The organism is Enterobacillus tribolii, from assembly GCF_003363015.1.
Classification (GTDB): domain Bacteria; phylum Pseudomonadota; class Gammaproteobacteria; order Enterobacterales; family Enterobacteriaceae; genus Enterobacillus; species Enterobacillus tribolii.
On record NZ_QRAP01000007.1, the window covers coordinates 177093 to 193583 of the forward strand.

A 16491-nucleotide genomic window follows, 5' to 3' on the forward strand; every position below is an offset into this window, starting at 1 on the left:
CAGCGCCCGGCGGCCGGGCTGTTTTCCTTTACGGAAACGAAACAGGGCAGAAATCCCGCATCACATCATGCGCCGGACTTTTGCCCCTGAGTCATATCCTGATGCATCACACCATCAGTGAACAAGGCCGCCCGCGGACGGCCCGGTTCGATTACTGCTGGAACCATTTGTTGTAGATGGTCTGATAAGTGCCATCCTGTTTGATCTTATTCAGCGCGTCATTGAACTGCTTGAGCAGGTCGGCGTTGTTCTGACGCACTGCGATGCCGAGGCCGGTGCCGAAGTAGTTCGGGTCGGTCACTTTATCGCCGACGGCGGCCAGGTTCGGGTTCTGCTTCAGCCATTCGTTAACCACGGCGGTGTCGCCGAACACGGCGTCCAGACGACCGTTTTTCAGGTCAAGCACCGCGTTCTGGTAGCTGTCGTAAGGCACCGGCGTGATTTCCGGATGCTTTTCCGTCAGGTACTTCTGGTGCGTGGTGCCGTTCTGCATGCCCACGCGCTTGCCTTTCAGCGCGGCGATATCAGCGACTTTGTCTTTGGTGGCGATGAACAGCGCGGAGTTGTCGTAGTAGGGCGCGGTGAACGCAACCTGCTTCTGGCGCTCCGGCGTGATGTCCATACCGGAAATAACCGCGTCGAAACGCTTGAACTTCAGGCTGGGGATCAGGCTGTCGAACGCCTGATTGGTAAAGGTACAGGTAGCCTGCATTTCTTTGCACAGCGCATTAGCCAGATCGATATCAAACCCCTGAATCTGGTTGTTGGCGTCAATGAACTCAAACGGGGGATAAGAGGCTTCCAGCGCGAAACGCACCGTTTCCGCCGCTGAGACGGAAGCACTGAGACTGGCTAATGCCGCGGCAATTATGATTTTTTTCATCGCAGACTCCAACGGTTGTGTGTGTAACTCGACATCGGTGTTAAAAAAGAAAATTTGCCATCAATGAGACAGATAGCCCGCGAACGCTTCGGTTTGCGGGTGGGTGAAATGCCCCGCGTCGCCTTGCTCGACGATCCGGCCCTGTTCCATATACACGACGCGGCTGGCGGTTTTACGCGCCACTTCGACTTCGTGGGTGACGATTACCTGCGTAATGCCGGTTTCCGCCAGTTCGCGGATGATGCCCACCACCTGTGCGGTGATCTCCGGATCGAGCGCGGCAGTCGGTTCGTCAAACAGCAATACCTGCGGTTCCATCATCAGGGCGCGGGCAATCGCGACGCGCTGCTGCTGGCCGCCGGAAAGGTGCAACGGAAAACGATCGGCGAAATCGGTCAGGCGTAAACGGGTAAGCAACTTTTTCGCCCGCTCTTCCGCCTGCTGACGGCTCAGGCCGAGCACTTTGCAGGGCGCTTCGATCAGGTTTTGCAATACGGTCAGGTGCGGCCACAGATTATATTGCTGGAATACCATGCCAACGTTGCGACGCAGCTCACGAATAGCTTTCTCGCCCGGCTTCTGACTGAAGTCAAACTGGTTGCCGGCAATGTTCAGGTGCCCCGAACGCGGCATTTCCAGCAGGTTAAGCACCCGCAGGAGAGAACTCTTCCCGGCGCCGCTCGGCCCCAGCAACACCAGGGTTTCGCCTGCCGGGCAGGATAATGTTATGTCGAACAGCGCCTGATGCGCGCCGTAAAAGCAGTTAATGCCGTTTAGTTGAATACTCATGCGCGAGAATTGAATAGCAATTGATTCCGCAAAGGGTAACTTTATCAGAATAGTTATGCAATCTTTGTGAGTTAAAATTTATAGCAGCGTGGCATTTTACCGAAAGCATAGCACAATATGCGTTTTATGCAGGAAAATGCGCGGGAATGTCGCGTTCAGCTGAAATTTGGTAGCGATATTGCACGGCAGACATCCGTACGTCCGTCAGGAGTGGCACGTATTGCTGCCAGTTTCCGGCGGGGGTTTAAGGCTCATGATGGGTGGGAACGGCGCTTTCAGATTATCCAGGGCCTGATTGATGTAGCCGAGGAACGTTTTGAACAGCAATGTCTGACCGCGGCGTGATTCATACACGGCATAAAGTGCATAAGGCTCGCTGCTCCATTCCGGGAAGAGATGACAGAGATCGCCTTTCTCAATGTAAGGCATGCAGATTTTTGAGGGGAGAAAGCCGACGCCGACGCCGGCCATCGCGGCATACATCAGGCTGCGCATGCTGTTGGTGATCAGTCGCGCCGTCAGCGGCAGGATGAACTTTTCTTTTTGTGCGTTTACCAGACGCCACTGGCGGCGGGCATCCTCACCCCGGCGCAGCAGTGCGGGGCAGTGCGATAACTGCTGCAAATCGCGCAGGGGGGCGTAGTGGGCCTGGAGGCCGGGGCTGCACACCATAATATGCTTTTCAAGGCTCAGCTGGCGGGCGTGGAGGCCAGAGTCCGGCAACAGCAGGGCAGAAGGGCGGAAGGCGATGTCAACGCCTTCGTTTATCAGATCGACTTCACGACTGACGGCCAGCACTTCGATAACCACGTCCGGATACTGTTTCAGGAATTCGCTGACCAGCGGAGAAAGCAGTTCTTCCGCCATCATAACCGGTGCGGAAATGCGCAGCCGGCCGCGCGGATGGGCCAGCGCGTTATTGACCAGATCGATGGCCGCCTGCCCCTGCTGAATGGCGAGGCGGCACTGTTCGGCAAACTGCTGCCCAAGCTCGGTCACGGTGAAACGGCGGGTGGAGCGCTGCACCAGCCGCACGCCCAATGACTCTTCCAGCGCGGCGATACGGCGGCTGAGCAGGGACTTCGACACGCCAAGAACCTGGGCTGCGGCAGTATATCCCTGATAATCAACGGAGTAGACGAAGTACAGCATGTCGTTCAGGTCGTATTTCATTCCTGTTGTCCTGATTTTGCAACAATCTTTCTCTTTTTTAGCTATTTCAGGTTGGAAGTGCAACAGATAATCTATTCCTGACTAACGCACTGGTTAAGTTAAAGCATTCAGGGAGCAAAATGATGACGATGACAACGCACGATCAACGCTTGGTTTCGGCATTGGTGGACTGGATTGAGAAGAATATCGACGGCAAGCTACAGATTGACGACGTGTCGCGTAAATCGGGCTATTCAAAATGGCATATACAGCGCAAATTTAAATCCGTGGTCGGGGTATCGGTTGCCAGCTATATCCGCAACCGTAAGCTGACGCGTGCGGCGATTGCGCTGAAAGTCACCGAAATGAAGATTATCGACATCGCCATGTCTTATGGTTTCGATAATCAACAGACGTTCACCCGGACCTTCAGTCGTCACTTCGGCGTTTCTCCCGGCGGATACCGCCACGACACCGGCTGGACGGAAGGAAAGATGCTGCCGCGCGCACGGGTGTAGACCCGGCACGCGGCTCAGGCGGGCATCATGGTATCGACAGCACCTGGCGCAGGGTGCCGTCGGAGGATGATGTCCAGTTTCCGCCATAGCGGATATCATCAATCACCCAGCAACCGCGCTCTTGCACCAGTACGACGGCATCTTCCCATTTATTGACATGCTCGGTTTCCTGGCGGTAGAAATCCACCGGCAATGTGACGACGCCCGGCGTATCCGCACTTTTGTTCTCCGGAATGACAACGGCCCTTTCCGGGCCTTCGAACAGGCTTGAGAACAGGTCGCCTTCGGTGAAGTCGGGTTTTTCTCCCGGATTGGCGGCAATCTGCGCGCGCTGGCGTTGTTTAGCCTGGTCGAGCGCCCGGTACAGCGCATCACTGATATAGGGACGTATGGCGAATAGCAGCGATTCATCGGGCAACCCGCCGCCGTAACGGCGAGGGATGTAGATATTATAAAATCCCTGCGCCGTGCCTTGTGTGCTGGCGGAGGGGCAGGTCATGTCGGGCCGGACCTCGTAAGCCAGTTCCGGCGTGCGCGCTTCCGTACCGAAGAAGTCGCCAAATACGCGATCCAGCACCGTACAGCCGGTGAGGCATAATGGCAGGACGATGATCAACATCCTTGTTAACTGTAACATGTCATTCCTTTCTATTTTCTTATTTTAACGGCGGTGCCTGATACGCTGACCATCAGCATGCTGCTGTCTTTCCCGACGGTTTCATAGTCTATGTCAATACCGACGACGGCATCGGCACCCACAGATTTCGCCTGTTCCTTCAGCTCTTCAAAGGCGATTTCACGCGCTTTGCGCAGCTCTTTCTCATAAGCGCCGGAGCGCCCGCCGACGATGTCGCGGATGCCAGCGAAGAAATCTTTGAAAATATTGGCACCCAGGATGGCTTCGCCGGTTACGACGCCGCAATATTCGACGATAATATACCCCTCGAGCGAAGGCGTAGTGGAAAGTTGCATGGAAAGCTCCTCGTATAAGCGGACCGGAAGCCGCTAGTATAGCGAATACGGTATATCCGCGTGTCTGAATTTGTTACGGAGCAAAATCGTTGGAAAGGAGAAAGGGTATGTTCAGGCCGGGAGCGATCGTGCTGGCTTTGCTGCTGGCCGGGTGTCATACGCAGGCGCCGGAAGAGGTGATTGACCGGGGAAGCTATCAGGCTGACGTCAGCCGCACTGCGCTGGGAATGGATCAGCGTATCCGCTTCGTGGTGTTGCACTATACCGCGGAGAACGACGCCGATTCGCTGCGCATCCTGACGCAGGAAGCGGTCAGCGCGCACTATCTGATTCCTTCCCGGCCGGACGTAAAACGGGGTAAGCCCGTGGCGCTGCAACTGGTGCCGGAATCCCGGCGCGCCTGGCACGCCGGCGCCAGTTTTTGGCAGGGGCGCACCAACCTAAATGACACCTCGCTGGGGATTGAAATTGTTAACGCCGGGCCGCGTGACGACGACTGGGCGCCGTTCAGCGATGCACAGATAGATTTGGTGATTGCGCTGCTTAAAGATGTCACTGCGCGTTACAATATTCCGCCGCAAAACGTGCTGGGGCATATGGACGTCGCGCCCGGACGCAAAAAAGATCCCGGCCCGGCCTTTCCGTGGCGTCGTCTGGCGCAGGCCGGCGTCGGCGCCTGGCCTGACGAGGCCGCCGTGCAGCGTTATCAGGCCGGTCGCCCTGATGATATGCCCGTAAACATTGCCCGCCTGCAGCAAAAGCTGGCGCGCTACGGTTACAACATCGGGGTCAACGGCGTAAATGATGACGCATCACGCGCGGCCATCGCCGCGTTTCAGATGCACTTCCGCCCGGCGGATTACCGGGGGAATGCCGATGCGGGGAGTGAGGCGATTATTGATGCCCTGCTGGAAAAATATGGCGGCCGTGAATAAACGAACGGGCTAGAACTGGCAAATTTTACCGTGGTCCTTCAGCCAGGCCGCGGTACGGCGAATGCCGTCGTCCAGGGAGATAACCGGCTGGTAGTTCAGCTCCTGGCGCGCGCGTTCGTTGTCCAGCGTCATGTCGAAGTTCAGCTTGGACACGCCATAGTGGGTGAGCGCCGGTTCTTTATCACTGTGCGCGCCCAGTTTTTCCATGCCGCGCGCCATCATGTCGAGCATCGCGTAGGGCACGGAGCGGATGCGGCATTTAACCCCCAGCTCATCAATAAGCTGTTGCAGGATCAAACGCAGCTTGCGCGGTTCCTGATTGGTGATGTTATAGGCCCGGCCGGACGGCGTGTCCGGGGATTCGGTTGCCAGCCACATGGCGTGAACGGCATTTTCCTCGTAGGTCATATCCGCCAGCGCGTCGCCGCCGCGCGGCAGCAGCAGGGTGCCGTGGCGTTTCATCATGTTCAGCAAGCGCGGAAGCAGAACCTTATCGTGCGGGCCGAACAGCCCCTGCGGGCGCAAGATGGTGAAGTGGGTTTGCGGGTTGGACAGCGCCAGATTTTGCACCACTTCTTCCGCGGAGGCCTTACTGCGTGCGAAATAGTTGGCGTAGCGAACCGGACGGTAATCCTCACGGATATTCAGGTGGTGGCGGTAATCAAAATAGACCGACGGCGACGAAATATGGATAAACTGACGTACGCCGTACGCAGCGGCCCATTCGCCCAGGCGGCGGGTAGCGCGGACGTTGGCTTTCTCAAACAATTCTTCGGCGCCCCAGGGCGAGGTGAAACCGGAGCAGTGCCAGAGCGTATCGACATCGTTCAGCATCGCCCTGGCCTGAGATGACACCAGGTTGGTCAGATCGGCGTGAATAAACTCCGCGCCCAGCTTTTGCAGCAGGTTGCCCATTGCCGCGTTGTCGCCGGTCGCCCGTACGCCGATCCCGCGCTGGCGCAGGTACTCCACCGCATTACGTCCGAGGCCGCTGGTCGCGCCGGTCACCAATACCTTCATAGTTGTTAAATCCCCGGCCGGGCGTACTGTCGCCTGCCTTTGTTGTCATTCATTCCGCACGCGGGTGCGTTTGTGGCCGGAAATAGCGCCCGACAGTCAATAAAGATGCCATTCTTCCGTGAAATCAGGCGCTATGCAATCAGATTACTGGCGCGGAGCGTCACAAAAACACTATCTGCTTACGTCGTCGTCAACCTCCGGGTGCTCACGATCGTAATCCAGCGCCAGTGCGGCGATGCGCGAAGCCATGCCGCGGAAAATGAACAGATGGGCGGGCATCATGACGAACCAGTAAAGCAGGCCGCTGAATCCGGCGGGGTGCCACCAGGCGCGGACGTCCAGCGTACGCTTCCCGTCACGCTCCCCGATGGTGAAGGCCAGGCGGCCCAGCCCCGGCGCTTTCATCCCAAACAAGAGCGCCAGAAGTTTTTCCGGCTTGAGGGTGATGACTTTCCAGCCGTCAATCAGATCGCCGGGTTGCAGGGTGTCCCGCGCCGGGCGGCCGTAGGTGACGCCGCCGCCGGCCAGGTCGTCCATCCGTGCGCGGATGGCCCAGAGATAGTTGGCGTAAAAGTAGCCTTCCTTGCCGCCCAACTGCTGGACCACGTGCCACAGCGCCCGGCGGGAAGCGGTAGTGCTCACTTCATGCCCGGCGTGCTTCGGGTAGAAACCGTAACCGGGCCGCCAGCGCGCCCGGACTTCAGGATCGTAGCCCCAGTCCGCCGAGTTCACCACCTCCTGTTCCCGCTTCAGCGTTTCGGTCACCGCCTGCTCGAACGGGATCAGGGTTTGCGGCACCAGGCGCGCGATTTCCGTGCCATCGGCGGGAAGGTCGTGCCTGAGCCCTTCGATCAGGGCGCGGGAAATGGTGGTGGGCACCGAGGTAATCATGCTGAGGAAGTAAACCGAAATTAAGCGGGTAGGGATTGGCAGCGGAATGATCCAGCGCTTTTTGCCGCTCAGGCGGATAAAACGCTCGAACATGGTCTGGTAACTGATGTACTCCGGCCCGGCGACGTCAAACATCCGGCTTTCCTCCGCCGGATGCTGCGGTAGCTCCGTGAGGTAAACCAGCAGGTTTTCCAGCGCGACAGGGGAGGATTTGGAGCGTACCCAGCGCGGCGGCGTCAGCAGCGGCAGGTTGTAAACCATGTCGCGCATCACTTCGAACGCGGCGGAACCCGGACCGATGATGATGCCGGCGCGCAGTTCGGTGACCGGAATACCGCTTTCGCGCAGGATCTCCCCGGTGCGCCGGCGTGCCAGCAGATGCGGGCTGACGTCGTCCTTCGGTTGCAGGGCGCCGAGAAACAGCACCTCACGCACTTTGCTGCCGCGCAGCGCCTGGCTGGTGTTGCGCGCAGCCAGCAGTTCCCGCTCCAGAAAGTCGTGCCCGTCTCCCATACCGTGGACCAGGTAGTAAACGACGTCGATATCTTCCGTTAACGAAGTGAGTGTATCCGGCTGATACAGATCGGCATAGCGGCACTCCACGTTGGGCCATGCCTGCTCTTTCAGCCATTCAATGCGGCGGGCGGCGGCCCGGATGGTGTGCCCCTGCGCGCACAGGCGGGGAATAAGATTTTGACCGACGTAACCGCTGGCGCCCAGCACCAGAATACGTAATGACGTCATGCGATGTTCCTGAACTGTTTCTGAACTCTGGAGGCAGATGAATAAACGTGAGGCCGGCGCCGGGCCGGCCTCACGTGAGTTTTAACCGTAAAGCGCGCGCTGTGCGGCGCCGGATGATGACGGCGCGCAGCTTTCCTGAAATTCACGCCACAGTTCAACGACGCGGGTCAGATCGGCGCGCGTGATGTTAATGTGGGTCACCAGGCGGGTAACGGGGCCGGCGCTGAGCAACACGCCGCGTTCCCGCATCCAGGGGCCGAGCCGCGCCGCCTGCTCGTCGGGCAGGGAGACGAACAGCATGTTGGTCTGCGCGCCAGGCGGCAGAATGGTGACGCCGAGATCCGCCAGTTGTTGCGCCATCCAGGCCGCGTTGTCGTGATCCTCACGCAGGCGATCGACGTTGTGCGCCAGCGCGTAGCGGACGCCTTCCGCCAGAATGCCCGCCTGGCGCATGCCGCCGCCGACCATCTTACGCCAGCGACGGGCCCGCTGAATGTATTCCGCGCTGCCGCACAACGCGGAGCCGACCGGCGCGCCCAGCCCTTTGGAGAAGCAGACGGTCAGCGTGTCGCAATATTGGCTCAGGGCGCTCAGCGGTACGTTCAGCGCCACCGCGGCGTTGAAGATGCGCGCGCCGTCGATGTGCAGCGCCAGCTTGCGGGCGCGGGTGAACTCCCAGGCCTGGCGCAGGTACTCCAGGGGCAACACCTTACCGTTGTGGGTATTTTCCAGGCTCAGCAGGCGGGTGCGGGCAAAGTGGACGTCATCGGCCTTGATGACGGCGGCGACTATATCAAGGGGCAGGGTGCCGTCCGGGGCGGCGTCGATGGGTTGGGGCTGGATGCTGCCCAACACCGCCGCGCCGCCTGCTTCGAATAAATAGTTATGGGCTTTTTGCCCCGCGATATATTCTTCGCCGCGCTGGCAGTGGGTTAACAACGCCACCAGGTTGGCCTGCGTACCGGTGGGCAAAAACAGCGCCGCTTCTTTGCCCGCCCGTTCGGCGATTTCCCGCTCCAGCAGGTTAACGCTGGGATCATCGCCGTAAACATCGTCCCCGACCGGTGCCGCCGCCATTGCGCGGCGCATGCCTTCATCAGGCCGGGTGACGGTATCACTACGCAGATCGATCATGTGAAGCTCCTTGGTCATCGAGATATGAGGGCGTATGCCCGCCGGCGCCGGAGACCGGGCCGATAGAAATCATGCCAATATATGTAGCATGATTTCCTTCCGCCGTAAGAGTGGGATATCATTGTTCTTAAATACAGGACGAGATGTTGTCCTGCCTCTTAGGGATGAGAAAAAATGGAACTTTATCTGATTCTGGCCGCTGTTGCCGTTGTCATTCTCTGGATTATCGTCACTTATAACCGTTTTATCCGGCTGCGCCGCTTTAAGGACGAAGCCTGGAGCGGTATTGCCGTGCAGCTCAAACGCCGCCACGATCTGGCGCCCAACCTGCTTAACGTAGTAAAACGTTATGCCCAGCATGAGAAAGACCTGCTGGAAGAAATTGCGCGCCAGCGCGTGAATCTGACGGGAAGCACCCGTGATATTGCACAAAATGAGCGGAATTACTCCGGTTTGCTCGGCCGTATTTTCGCGCTGGCGGAGGCGTATCCCGATCTGAAGGCCAGCGAGAGCTTCCTTTCGCTGCAAAACGCCCTGGGCGAGATCGAAGAACAACTGCAGATGGCGCGCCGCTATTTCAACGGTACGGTGCGCGATTTGAATATTCTGGTGGAGTCTTTCCCCAGCCTGATTATCGCGCGTCTTTTCGCGTTCAGGACGGAAGCCTTTTTTGAACTTGAGAACCCGGATGAAGCCGCCGTTCCGCGGATGGACTAGCCCGTGTTGCGCCTGATGCCTTTACTGATATTGCCGCTGTCGGGGCTCTCTGCGGCGGCAACGGACACGATCTCAGCCAGTATCACCCGTGAGCGGATGATCCTCCGGAGCATTTCCCCTGCCCGGGAGATGCCGGTCAGCGAACCTGCCGTCTCCTGGGGCGATCTGCTGTTGCCGACGCAGGAAACCTGGGGGCTGTGGGTACCCGTACTGCTGCTGGCGCTGTATTACTTCGGCTGGTGGTTGATTAACGTGGTCAAACCGGGCCTGAGAATGCCGGCCGTGGTGCCGCGCCATGACGTTCCGGACGGCATGACGCCGGGTTTTATCCGCTATATCAGTAAGCGCAGGTACGATAACGTCGGGTTTAGCGGCGATCTGCTGGATTTGGTCGCCCGGCAGGTGATGACGTACAGCGTGCAGGCGCGGCAGGGCCCGTCCGGGAAAGGCGGGCGCTATGAAAAATGGATTGCGCCGGGACCGCGGGAGCGGGCGAACCGGCAAAGCGAGGGCGACAAACGGTTACTTGGGATTCTGTTTTCCGGAACTCAGAAGCGCATCAACCTGAGCGTGCCTTTCCAGAAACCGATGCAGGATGCGTTGGCGATGCTGGAGAATCACTACGGCGGGCAACGCGACGGATTGTTTAAACGGCGGTTTGGCGCGCTGTGGCGCGGAATCGGCCTATTGGTACTGATTCCGGTCATCTGCGGGATTTTCTTTGACGCGCCGGGCGTGTGGGCCGCTGTATTAACGTGCCTGCTTTTTCTGGCGGGAACGTGGATCATTATTTTAGTCGTCAACATGCTGCGCGCGATGTGGCGGCGGCGTAAAGGCCCGGCATTGTTTGCCTCGCTGCTTATCCTCTCTGCTCTGGTCTGGCTTGGCGTTGTGTTCATGCCCGGATCGCTGCCCCGGCTGCCGGCGGGATACTACGGCGCGCTGCTGTCCGGTATGTTGATCATCACTTTTTATATGATCCGGGCGCCGCGTTATACCCAGGCAGGACTTGATGCCCAGGCGGTGGCGCAGGGGCTGAAAATGTATCTCGGCACGGCGGAAGAACGCCGGTTTGAGACGCTCTATCCGCCGGATCAACGAATTACGCATTTCGAAAGAATGCTGCCTTATGCGCTGGTGCTGGGCGTTGGCAAGACGTGGGCGGATACGTTCGCCCGCTACCTGGCTGAAAATGGCTGCGCATCTAAAGTTTTCGCCGATGCGAGCTGGAGTGATATCCACAGCTTCGGCGACTCCTGCCACTCCGCCTCCATGTCAGGCTCCGACGATCACGACGGCGGGCATTCCCATCATGACGCCAGCGATTCCGGTTCATCGGACGGGGGTTCTGACGGCGGAGGAGATTAACGGTATGTGTTCGCTTTAGGGAAATTTGGCGATACCACATTGAACTAAAAGATAATTATCTTGGTCAAAAAAGTGTTCATACTTTGCTTTTGAACAGAGGAACCCGAATCAGAGGGACTGAATGACGTCGATATTCCACGGATGGATTAGCGCAGCCGCGCGCTTGCTTCGTCTGACACCGTTATTGTGGCTGCTGGGGGGGCTGGCGCTCTCTGCATCTCCGTACGTCCGGGCCGCGGATAGGTGGGCTGCGCCGCAAATGGCCGCGCTGCCGGCCGCGGAAGAAAGCGAAGGGTATGACATCCTTGTGAGCACCGCCGCGCCGGGGATTTCGGTTCCCGATGTCGCGCGGCATGACGATATTCCGCGTAACCCCCGCTATGAGCGCATTCTCTCCTTTGACGCGCTGGGCAGTATCAACCCGAACGGCACGATGGCGGTGGAGGAAACCATCAAGGTTTATGCCACCGGCGATCAGATCCGCCGCGGTATTTTTCGTACCTTGCCGCTGAGCTGGAACCGTCAGGACGGCAAAATTTTTCGCGTTGATTATCAGGTTGAACAGATTTTACGTGACGGGCATCCGGAAGCGTACAGCGAAAAGCAGCAGGGTAATACGCTCACCATCCGTATCGGCAGCGCAGACCGGCTGCTCGACGCGGGGGAATACACTTACGTTATCCGCTATCAGGTCAGTAATCATTTCAGCCGTTTCCCCGAGTGGGACGAGCTTTACTGGAACGTGACGGGCAACGGCTGGCCGTATGACATTGACCACGCCAGTTTCCGGCTGAAACTGCCGGATGCGGCCTCTTATCTCAACGAGAACGGGCTGGATTCCCGCCTGCGGACTATCGACACTTACACCGGCTATGAGGGCGATAAAGGTACTCAGGCCGAAATTTTGCCGGACGGCAGCGTCAGAACCCTTTCCCGGCTGGCGGCGGAGCAGGGGCTGACGGTCGTCTACACCTGGCCGCGTGATATTTTGGCCAGCGCGCCGGCGCCTGCGGCATCTTCTCCCTGGGCGCATTTTTTCTTACCGACGGAAAAAACGATGGTGCTGTGGGTGCCCGTACTGTTGATGGTGCTCTATTACCTGTCATGGTGGTGGCGGAATGTCGTGAAGCCGGGCCTGAAAATGCCGGCGGTGATCCCGCTTTATGATACGCCGGAGGGTATGACGCCGGGATTCGTGCGTTATGTCAGCAAACGCAGTTATGATGACATCGCCTTCAGCAGCGATCTGCTGGATATGGTTGCCAGACGCGTGCTGTCGCTCAGCTCGCGCAAGCAGGAGAAGGCATCGGGCGGGTTCCTGGCTTCATTGGTGCAGAAGCGGGAAGCGCATTGGCTTTCCCCGGCGACGGGGGGGCGTACCGTGCGGTTGAGCGACACGGACAGAACGTTATTGAAGATTCTGTTTTCCGGCAAACGGCAAAAAATCAATCTTGGCACGGCGCATCAGAAGCCGATGCAAAATGCCCTGTCAACGCTGGAAAAACGCTGCACCGATCAACGGAGCGCGTTGTTTATGCGCCGGGCCAGGCCGTTGTGGTGCGGTGTTGGCCTGTTGTTGCTGATTCCCATTCTGTGCGCGATCTTTATCAATGTCCCGATGGGGTTGATTACCGTTTTGCTGTCGTTGTTTGTCTTGTTCGGCCTGGGTATTATCGGGGGCGTACTGCACGCGATATTTAATGCGCGTGGGCAGGTGATGCGTTGGGGCTGTATGCCGGTTTTTCTGTTTCTGATAGCGGCGCCGATAGTGGGCGGGTTCAGTTCGGTATTGGTGTCGCTGCCTCTTTCCCGGCTGCCGGCGGGGTATCCGGGCGCATTGTTGATTTGCTTTTTGGTGCTTGTTTTTTATACGATAAAAGCGCCGAGGTACACGCAGGCAGGGCTTAACGCCCTGGCGACGGCGAAAGGGCTGAAAAGATACCTGAGCGCGGCGGAGGAGCATCGGTTTGAAACACTGTATCCGCCGGACAAGCGGGTGGAGCATTTTGAAAAAATGCTGCCCTATGCGCTGGCGCTGGGCGTAGGGAAAACCTGGGCGGATACCTTCTCTCAGTACCTGATTACCAGCGGCAGCATGTCTGAGGTTTTTGCGAACGGCGATTGGGGGCAGGTGCGCAGTTTCAGCGACTCGTGCCGTTCATCGTCCAGCGCCGAGCCAAGCCGCAGCAGCGGGGGAAGTTCAGGTTCTGGTTCAGGCTACAGCGGCTCCGGTTCGTCCGGGGGAGGCTCTTCCGGCGGTGGCTCCGGCGGAGGGGGAGGCGGCGGTTGGTAACGGATGCCAAAACGTCGCGACATTTGTCCATGGAATGGGTGGGAAGTATGTTAAAACGGATTTTTTTCTGTTTAGCGTTGTTGCTTACCAGTGTGAATAGCGCAGTGGCAAACGGAAATGCCAGTGCTGAGATCGCCAGGATGGCTATCGCTTTTTGTCCGGGACCGGCCTGCAATCAGGACATCCCGGAGCGTATCTTGTTATTTGACGTCGACGCCGCGCTGAATCCCGACGGCAGTATGGACGTTACGGAGAAAATCAGGGTGTTGGTGCGTGGCGAACTGATGCGCCACGGTATTTACCGTTCCCTGCCGTTGCAGTGGAACCGCCGGGACGGCCAGCTTTATCAGGCCGAGTACCGGCTCCAGCAGATCCTGCGTGACGGCCAGCCGGAGTTTTATCAGAAAGACGGCGACGATAAGTCTCTGACGCTGTACATCGGCGATCCCAACCGCACCCTCTTGCCGGGCGTGCATGAGTACGTTATCCGCTATCAGGTCAGCAACCATTTCAGCCGTTATAAAAGCTGGGATGAGCTGTACTGGAACGTAACCGGCAGCGACTGGACCTTCACCATCGACAAAGTCCGCTTCAGCCTGACGCTGCCTGACAACGGCGGCGTGATTCGTATCGGTCACGATCCCCGCATCAACAGCGTTGATTATTATACCGGCGAAAGCAACAGCCGCGGCGGCAGCGCGGAAATTCTGTATGACGACAGCATCGTCACGACAGAGCCTTTGCCGCCCCTGCACGGCCTGACCGTTGTGTACACCTGGCCCCGTTCCGTGTTGCCGCTGGTTGCTGAATCCGCGGCGGACGTTGCGCCCGGCGCGCAGTTGCTGTACGCGCTGTTGCCCGAACGCGGGCATTGGCTGCACTGGGTGCCTTTCCTGCTGTTATGTCTTTACGCACTGGGTAAGTTTTTCACCCGTCCGCGTCCCGCGCCGGCGAGAGAAAGCTTCCGGAGCGGGCGCCCGCCGGAAATGTCGCCGGGTTATATGCGCTATGTCATGCAGCGTACCTGCGATGAGAAGGTCTTTGCGGCCGACGTGCTGAATACCGTGGTGAAACAGGCGGTGGAAGTGCGGGAAAATGCGGATAACCCGCAAGAACAGGCGCTGCATGCGATTAACGGGCGCAATTCGTTCGGCCCGCAGATGCAGGATTCCGATTGCCTGCTGCGCGATGCGCTGTTTGGCGACGATCGCCGGCCGGTCGTGCTGCGCGGCGAACATTCTCCGCGTCTGGCCCGTATTCGTTCGCTGCTGGCCGCGTTTTACCACGGGTCGCGGGAAAAATTACTGTATCGCACCGGATGGCCGTTGTTTTGGGGGCATGTGGCGATCCTGCTTACCTTTCTGACCTGCGCGATGGCTTATGACCTGAACGAAATGTTCCGGGTGTTCGTGCTTTATCTGTCTACCCTGCTGTTCCTCCGGCCGTTCATGCGGATCGTCTCCCGCTTCATTCCGGGAGAGCAGGAAGAAAAACACTGGCGGGCATTGCCGTTCCTGTTGGGAATTGTTTTATTTCAGACCGCCGTTATCGTGGCGCTTTACTGGCTGATGGGAAGTATTGATTTTCTGCTGCTTCCCGCCGGGTTTGTCGGCGCGCTAATCGGGTGCCTGGTGCTCAGCTACGCCTACTATGCCTTTATGCCGGTTTATACGCGGGAAGGTGAGGACCAGCTGGCGCAGGTCATGGAGATGAAAGGGTATCTGCTTGACGCCGCGGACAATCCGGAAAGCCTGGCGCATGACGCGGATGAACTGATGGCGCTGAGCCGCCGGATTTTACCTTATGCGCTGGCGCTGAACTGCGGAACACAGTGGGAAAATGCCGTTGAACAGTGCGCGCGCCGGCTGGACGGTGACGCCGCCGGGGTTATTCAGGCCAACGATCGTTGCGTCAGTCTGTTCCTGAATTTGTGCAGCGCGGTACGTACGGAGACGGAAACGGAGAGAAAGCGGCACAAAGTCACAATTGCCACGGGAACGGCCTGAGAAAGCGGAGACGACGAAGGTTCGTCATCTCCGTTGGGGGCCAGTCAGGCCAGGATGGTGTCGCCCTGCAAACGGCAGCTACAGGCCAGTACGTAACCTTGTTCGATTTCCTGCGCGGTTAAGGTCATCAGGCTGTCGGTGACATAGTCGCCGCTCACAATGCGGGTCTTGCAGGAGCCGCATACCCCGGCGCGGCAGGCCGCCTGAACCGGGATCTTGTTCTGCTCCATCGCATACAACAGCGTTGCGCCAACCGGCGCGCGATATTCGTTCATCGGCGTCATCGTGGTGAGCTTCAGCGTATCGCCATCCTCTGCATTTTCCTCAACGACGTGGAACTGTTCCTGATAAAAATGCTGCGCCGGAACGCCCAGTTCCCCGGCTAACTGCTTAACCTGTTTCATATAGGGCGCGGGGCCGCAGGTCATGACGGTGCGGGAAGCGATGTCAGGTACTTGTTGCGTAAGAATCTCCCGTGAAATCCGTCCGCTGAGGAATCCTTCCGTTGCGCCGTTTTCCGCCATCAGCGTCAGGTGCAGATTGGGAAAGCGTTGCGTCAGCGTGCGCCACTCTTCGGCGAAAATGACGTCATCGGGTGAACGGACATTGAAAATCACCCGGATATCCGCCCCGGGCCGGTTGGCGGTCAGCCAGCGGCTCATCGACATGATTGGCGTGACGCCACAACCGGCCGCCAGCATCAGGTAGCGATCCGCCGGCGCGTTGGCGCAGGTGAACTCACCCCGGGCGTCGGACAGCCAAATCCGGTCGCCGGGTTTTACCTCGCGGGTCAGCCACTGCGAGCCTTGCCCGTCGGGCAGGCGGCGTATGCTGAGCGTCAGGAAGCGGCTGAGGCCGGGCGATGATGAAAGCGTGTAGGCGCGCAGGGTTTCCGCGCTGTTACGGATGCTCACCAGCGCGTACTGGCCCGGTTGGTATGGGTAGAAATCGTGGCAGATTAAAGAGAGCGTCCAGACGTCAGGCGTTTCCTGCCGTACGGAGTGAACCTGCATGGCATTGGGGCAAAGCGGCGTAGGCATGGTCATAACGAAATCTCTGAATGAATAAC

The 16491-nt window shown here is 58.5% G+C and carries 15 protein-coding genes; 6 read left to right on the top strand and 9 right to left on the bottom strand.

Annotation, left to right across the window (positions count from 1 at the left end):
* Window positions 1-151: 151 nt before the first annotated feature.
* The 3 genes from artJ to C8D90_RS15575 all read right to left on the bottom strand — a co-directional run bounded on the left by artJ (window position 152) and on the right by C8D90_RS15575 (window position 2845).
* The gene (artJ, locus tag C8D90_RS15565) at window positions 152-883 is read right to left on the bottom strand and encodes an arginine ABC transporter substrate-binding protein (RefSeq protein WP_115459382.1); all 732 of its coding nucleotides are present in this window, start codon (window positions 881-883) and stop codon (window positions 152-154) included.
* A gap of 60 nt (window positions 884-943) precedes the next feature.
* Window positions 944-1672 (bottom strand): arginine ABC transporter ATP-binding protein ArtP, encoded by a 729-nt coding sequence (gene artP / locus C8D90_RS15570; RefSeq protein ID WP_115459383.1) that lies wholly within the window; start codon window positions 1670-1672, stop codon window positions 944-946.
* A 204-nt stretch (window positions 1673-1876) separates the two neighbouring features.
* Window positions 1877-2845, bottom strand: coding sequence for a LysR substrate-binding domain-containing protein (locus tag C8D90_RS15575; protein WP_115459384.1), 969 nt, complete (start codon window positions 2843-2845; stop codon window positions 1877-1879).
* 119 nt (window positions 2846-2964) lie between these two features.
* Here C8D90_RS15575 and C8D90_RS15580 point away from each other — a divergent pair, with 119 nt between their 5' ends.
* Entirely contained in the window at window positions 2965-3342 is a 378-nt protein-coding gene (locus tag C8D90_RS15580; RefSeq protein ID WP_230473027.1) for a helix-turn-helix domain-containing protein, read from the top strand.
* Window positions 3343-3367: 25 nt separating this feature from the next.
* Here C8D90_RS15580 and C8D90_RS15585 read toward each other — a convergent pair whose 3' ends face one another.
* Window positions 3368-3979, bottom strand: coding sequence for a DUF3828 domain-containing protein (locus C8D90_RS15585; RefSeq protein ID WP_115459385.1), 612 nt, complete (start codon window positions 3977-3979; stop codon window positions 3368-3370).
* An 11-nt stretch (window positions 3980-3990) separates the two neighbouring features.
* Window positions 3991-4314: a heavy metal-binding domain-containing protein gene (locus C8D90_RS15590; RefSeq protein ID WP_115459386.1), complete on the bottom strand. Its 324-nt coding sequence runs from the start codon at window positions 4312-4314 to the stop codon at window positions 3991-3993.
* A gap of 107 nt (window positions 4315-4421) precedes the next feature.
* Between C8D90_RS15590 and C8D90_RS15595 the strand changes: the two genes are divergently transcribed.
* Window positions 4422-5249, top strand: a complete 828-nt coding sequence (locus C8D90_RS15595) for an N-acetylmuramoyl-L-alanine amidase (protein WP_115459387.1) — start codon at window positions 4422-4424, stop codon at window positions 5247-5249.
* A 9-nt stretch (window positions 5250-5258) separates the two neighbouring features.
* Here C8D90_RS15595 and C8D90_RS15600 read toward each other — a convergent pair whose 3' ends face one another.
* From C8D90_RS15600 to ltaE, 3 genes are all read right to left on the bottom strand, one after another.
* Entirely contained in the window at window positions 5259-6269 is a 1011-nt protein-coding gene (locus C8D90_RS15600; protein ID WP_115459388.1) for an NAD-dependent epimerase/dehydratase family protein, read from the bottom strand.
* 171 nt (window positions 6270-6440) lie between these two features.
* A complete protein-coding gene (locus C8D90_RS15605) occupies window positions 6441-7904 on the bottom strand; it encodes a DUF2867 domain-containing protein (protein ID WP_115459389.1) in 1464 nt (487 codons plus the stop codon).
* 81 nt (window positions 7905-7985) lie between these two features.
* Entirely contained in the window at window positions 7986-9038 is a 1053-nt protein-coding gene (gene ltaE, locus C8D90_RS15610; protein WP_115459390.1) for a low-specificity L-threonine aldolase, read from the bottom strand.
* Window positions 9039-9212: 174 nt separating this feature from the next.
* On the opposite strand from ltaE, the gene C8D90_RS15615 reads away from it, so the two are divergent.
* From C8D90_RS15615 to C8D90_RS15630, 4 genes are all read left to right on the top strand, one after another.
* Window positions 9213-9755, top strand: a complete 543-nt coding sequence (locus tag C8D90_RS15615; RefSeq protein ID WP_115459391.1) for a LemA family protein — start codon at window positions 9213-9215, stop codon at window positions 9753-9755.
* Between the two features lie 15 nt (window positions 9756-9770).
* Window positions 9771-11123: a DUF2207 family protein gene (locus C8D90_RS15620; protein ID WP_147291376.1), complete on the top strand. Its 1353-nt coding sequence runs from the start codon at window positions 9771-9773 to the stop codon at window positions 11121-11123.
* A gap of 121 nt (window positions 11124-11244) precedes the next feature.
* Window positions 11245-13416 (top strand): DUF2207 domain-containing protein, encoded by a 2172-nt coding sequence (locus tag C8D90_RS15625; protein WP_230473028.1) that lies wholly within the window; start codon window positions 11245-11247, stop codon window positions 13414-13416.
* Between the two features lie 104 nt (window positions 13417-13520).
* Entirely contained in the window at window positions 13521-15422 is a 1902-nt protein-coding gene (locus C8D90_RS15630) for a DUF2207 domain-containing protein (protein ID WP_162844411.1), read from the top strand.
* Window positions 15423-15466: 44 nt separating this feature from the next.
* Here the strand turns inward: C8D90_RS15630 and hcr are convergent, their stop codons facing one another.
* Window positions 15467-16468 carry an NADH oxidoreductase gene (gene hcr / locus C8D90_RS15635; RefSeq protein ID WP_115459395.1) on the bottom strand — a complete coding sequence of 334 codons (1002 nt, stop codon included), beginning with the start codon at window positions 16466-16468 and terminating at the stop codon, window positions 15467-15469.
* Window positions 16469-16491: the final 23 nt, after the last annotated feature.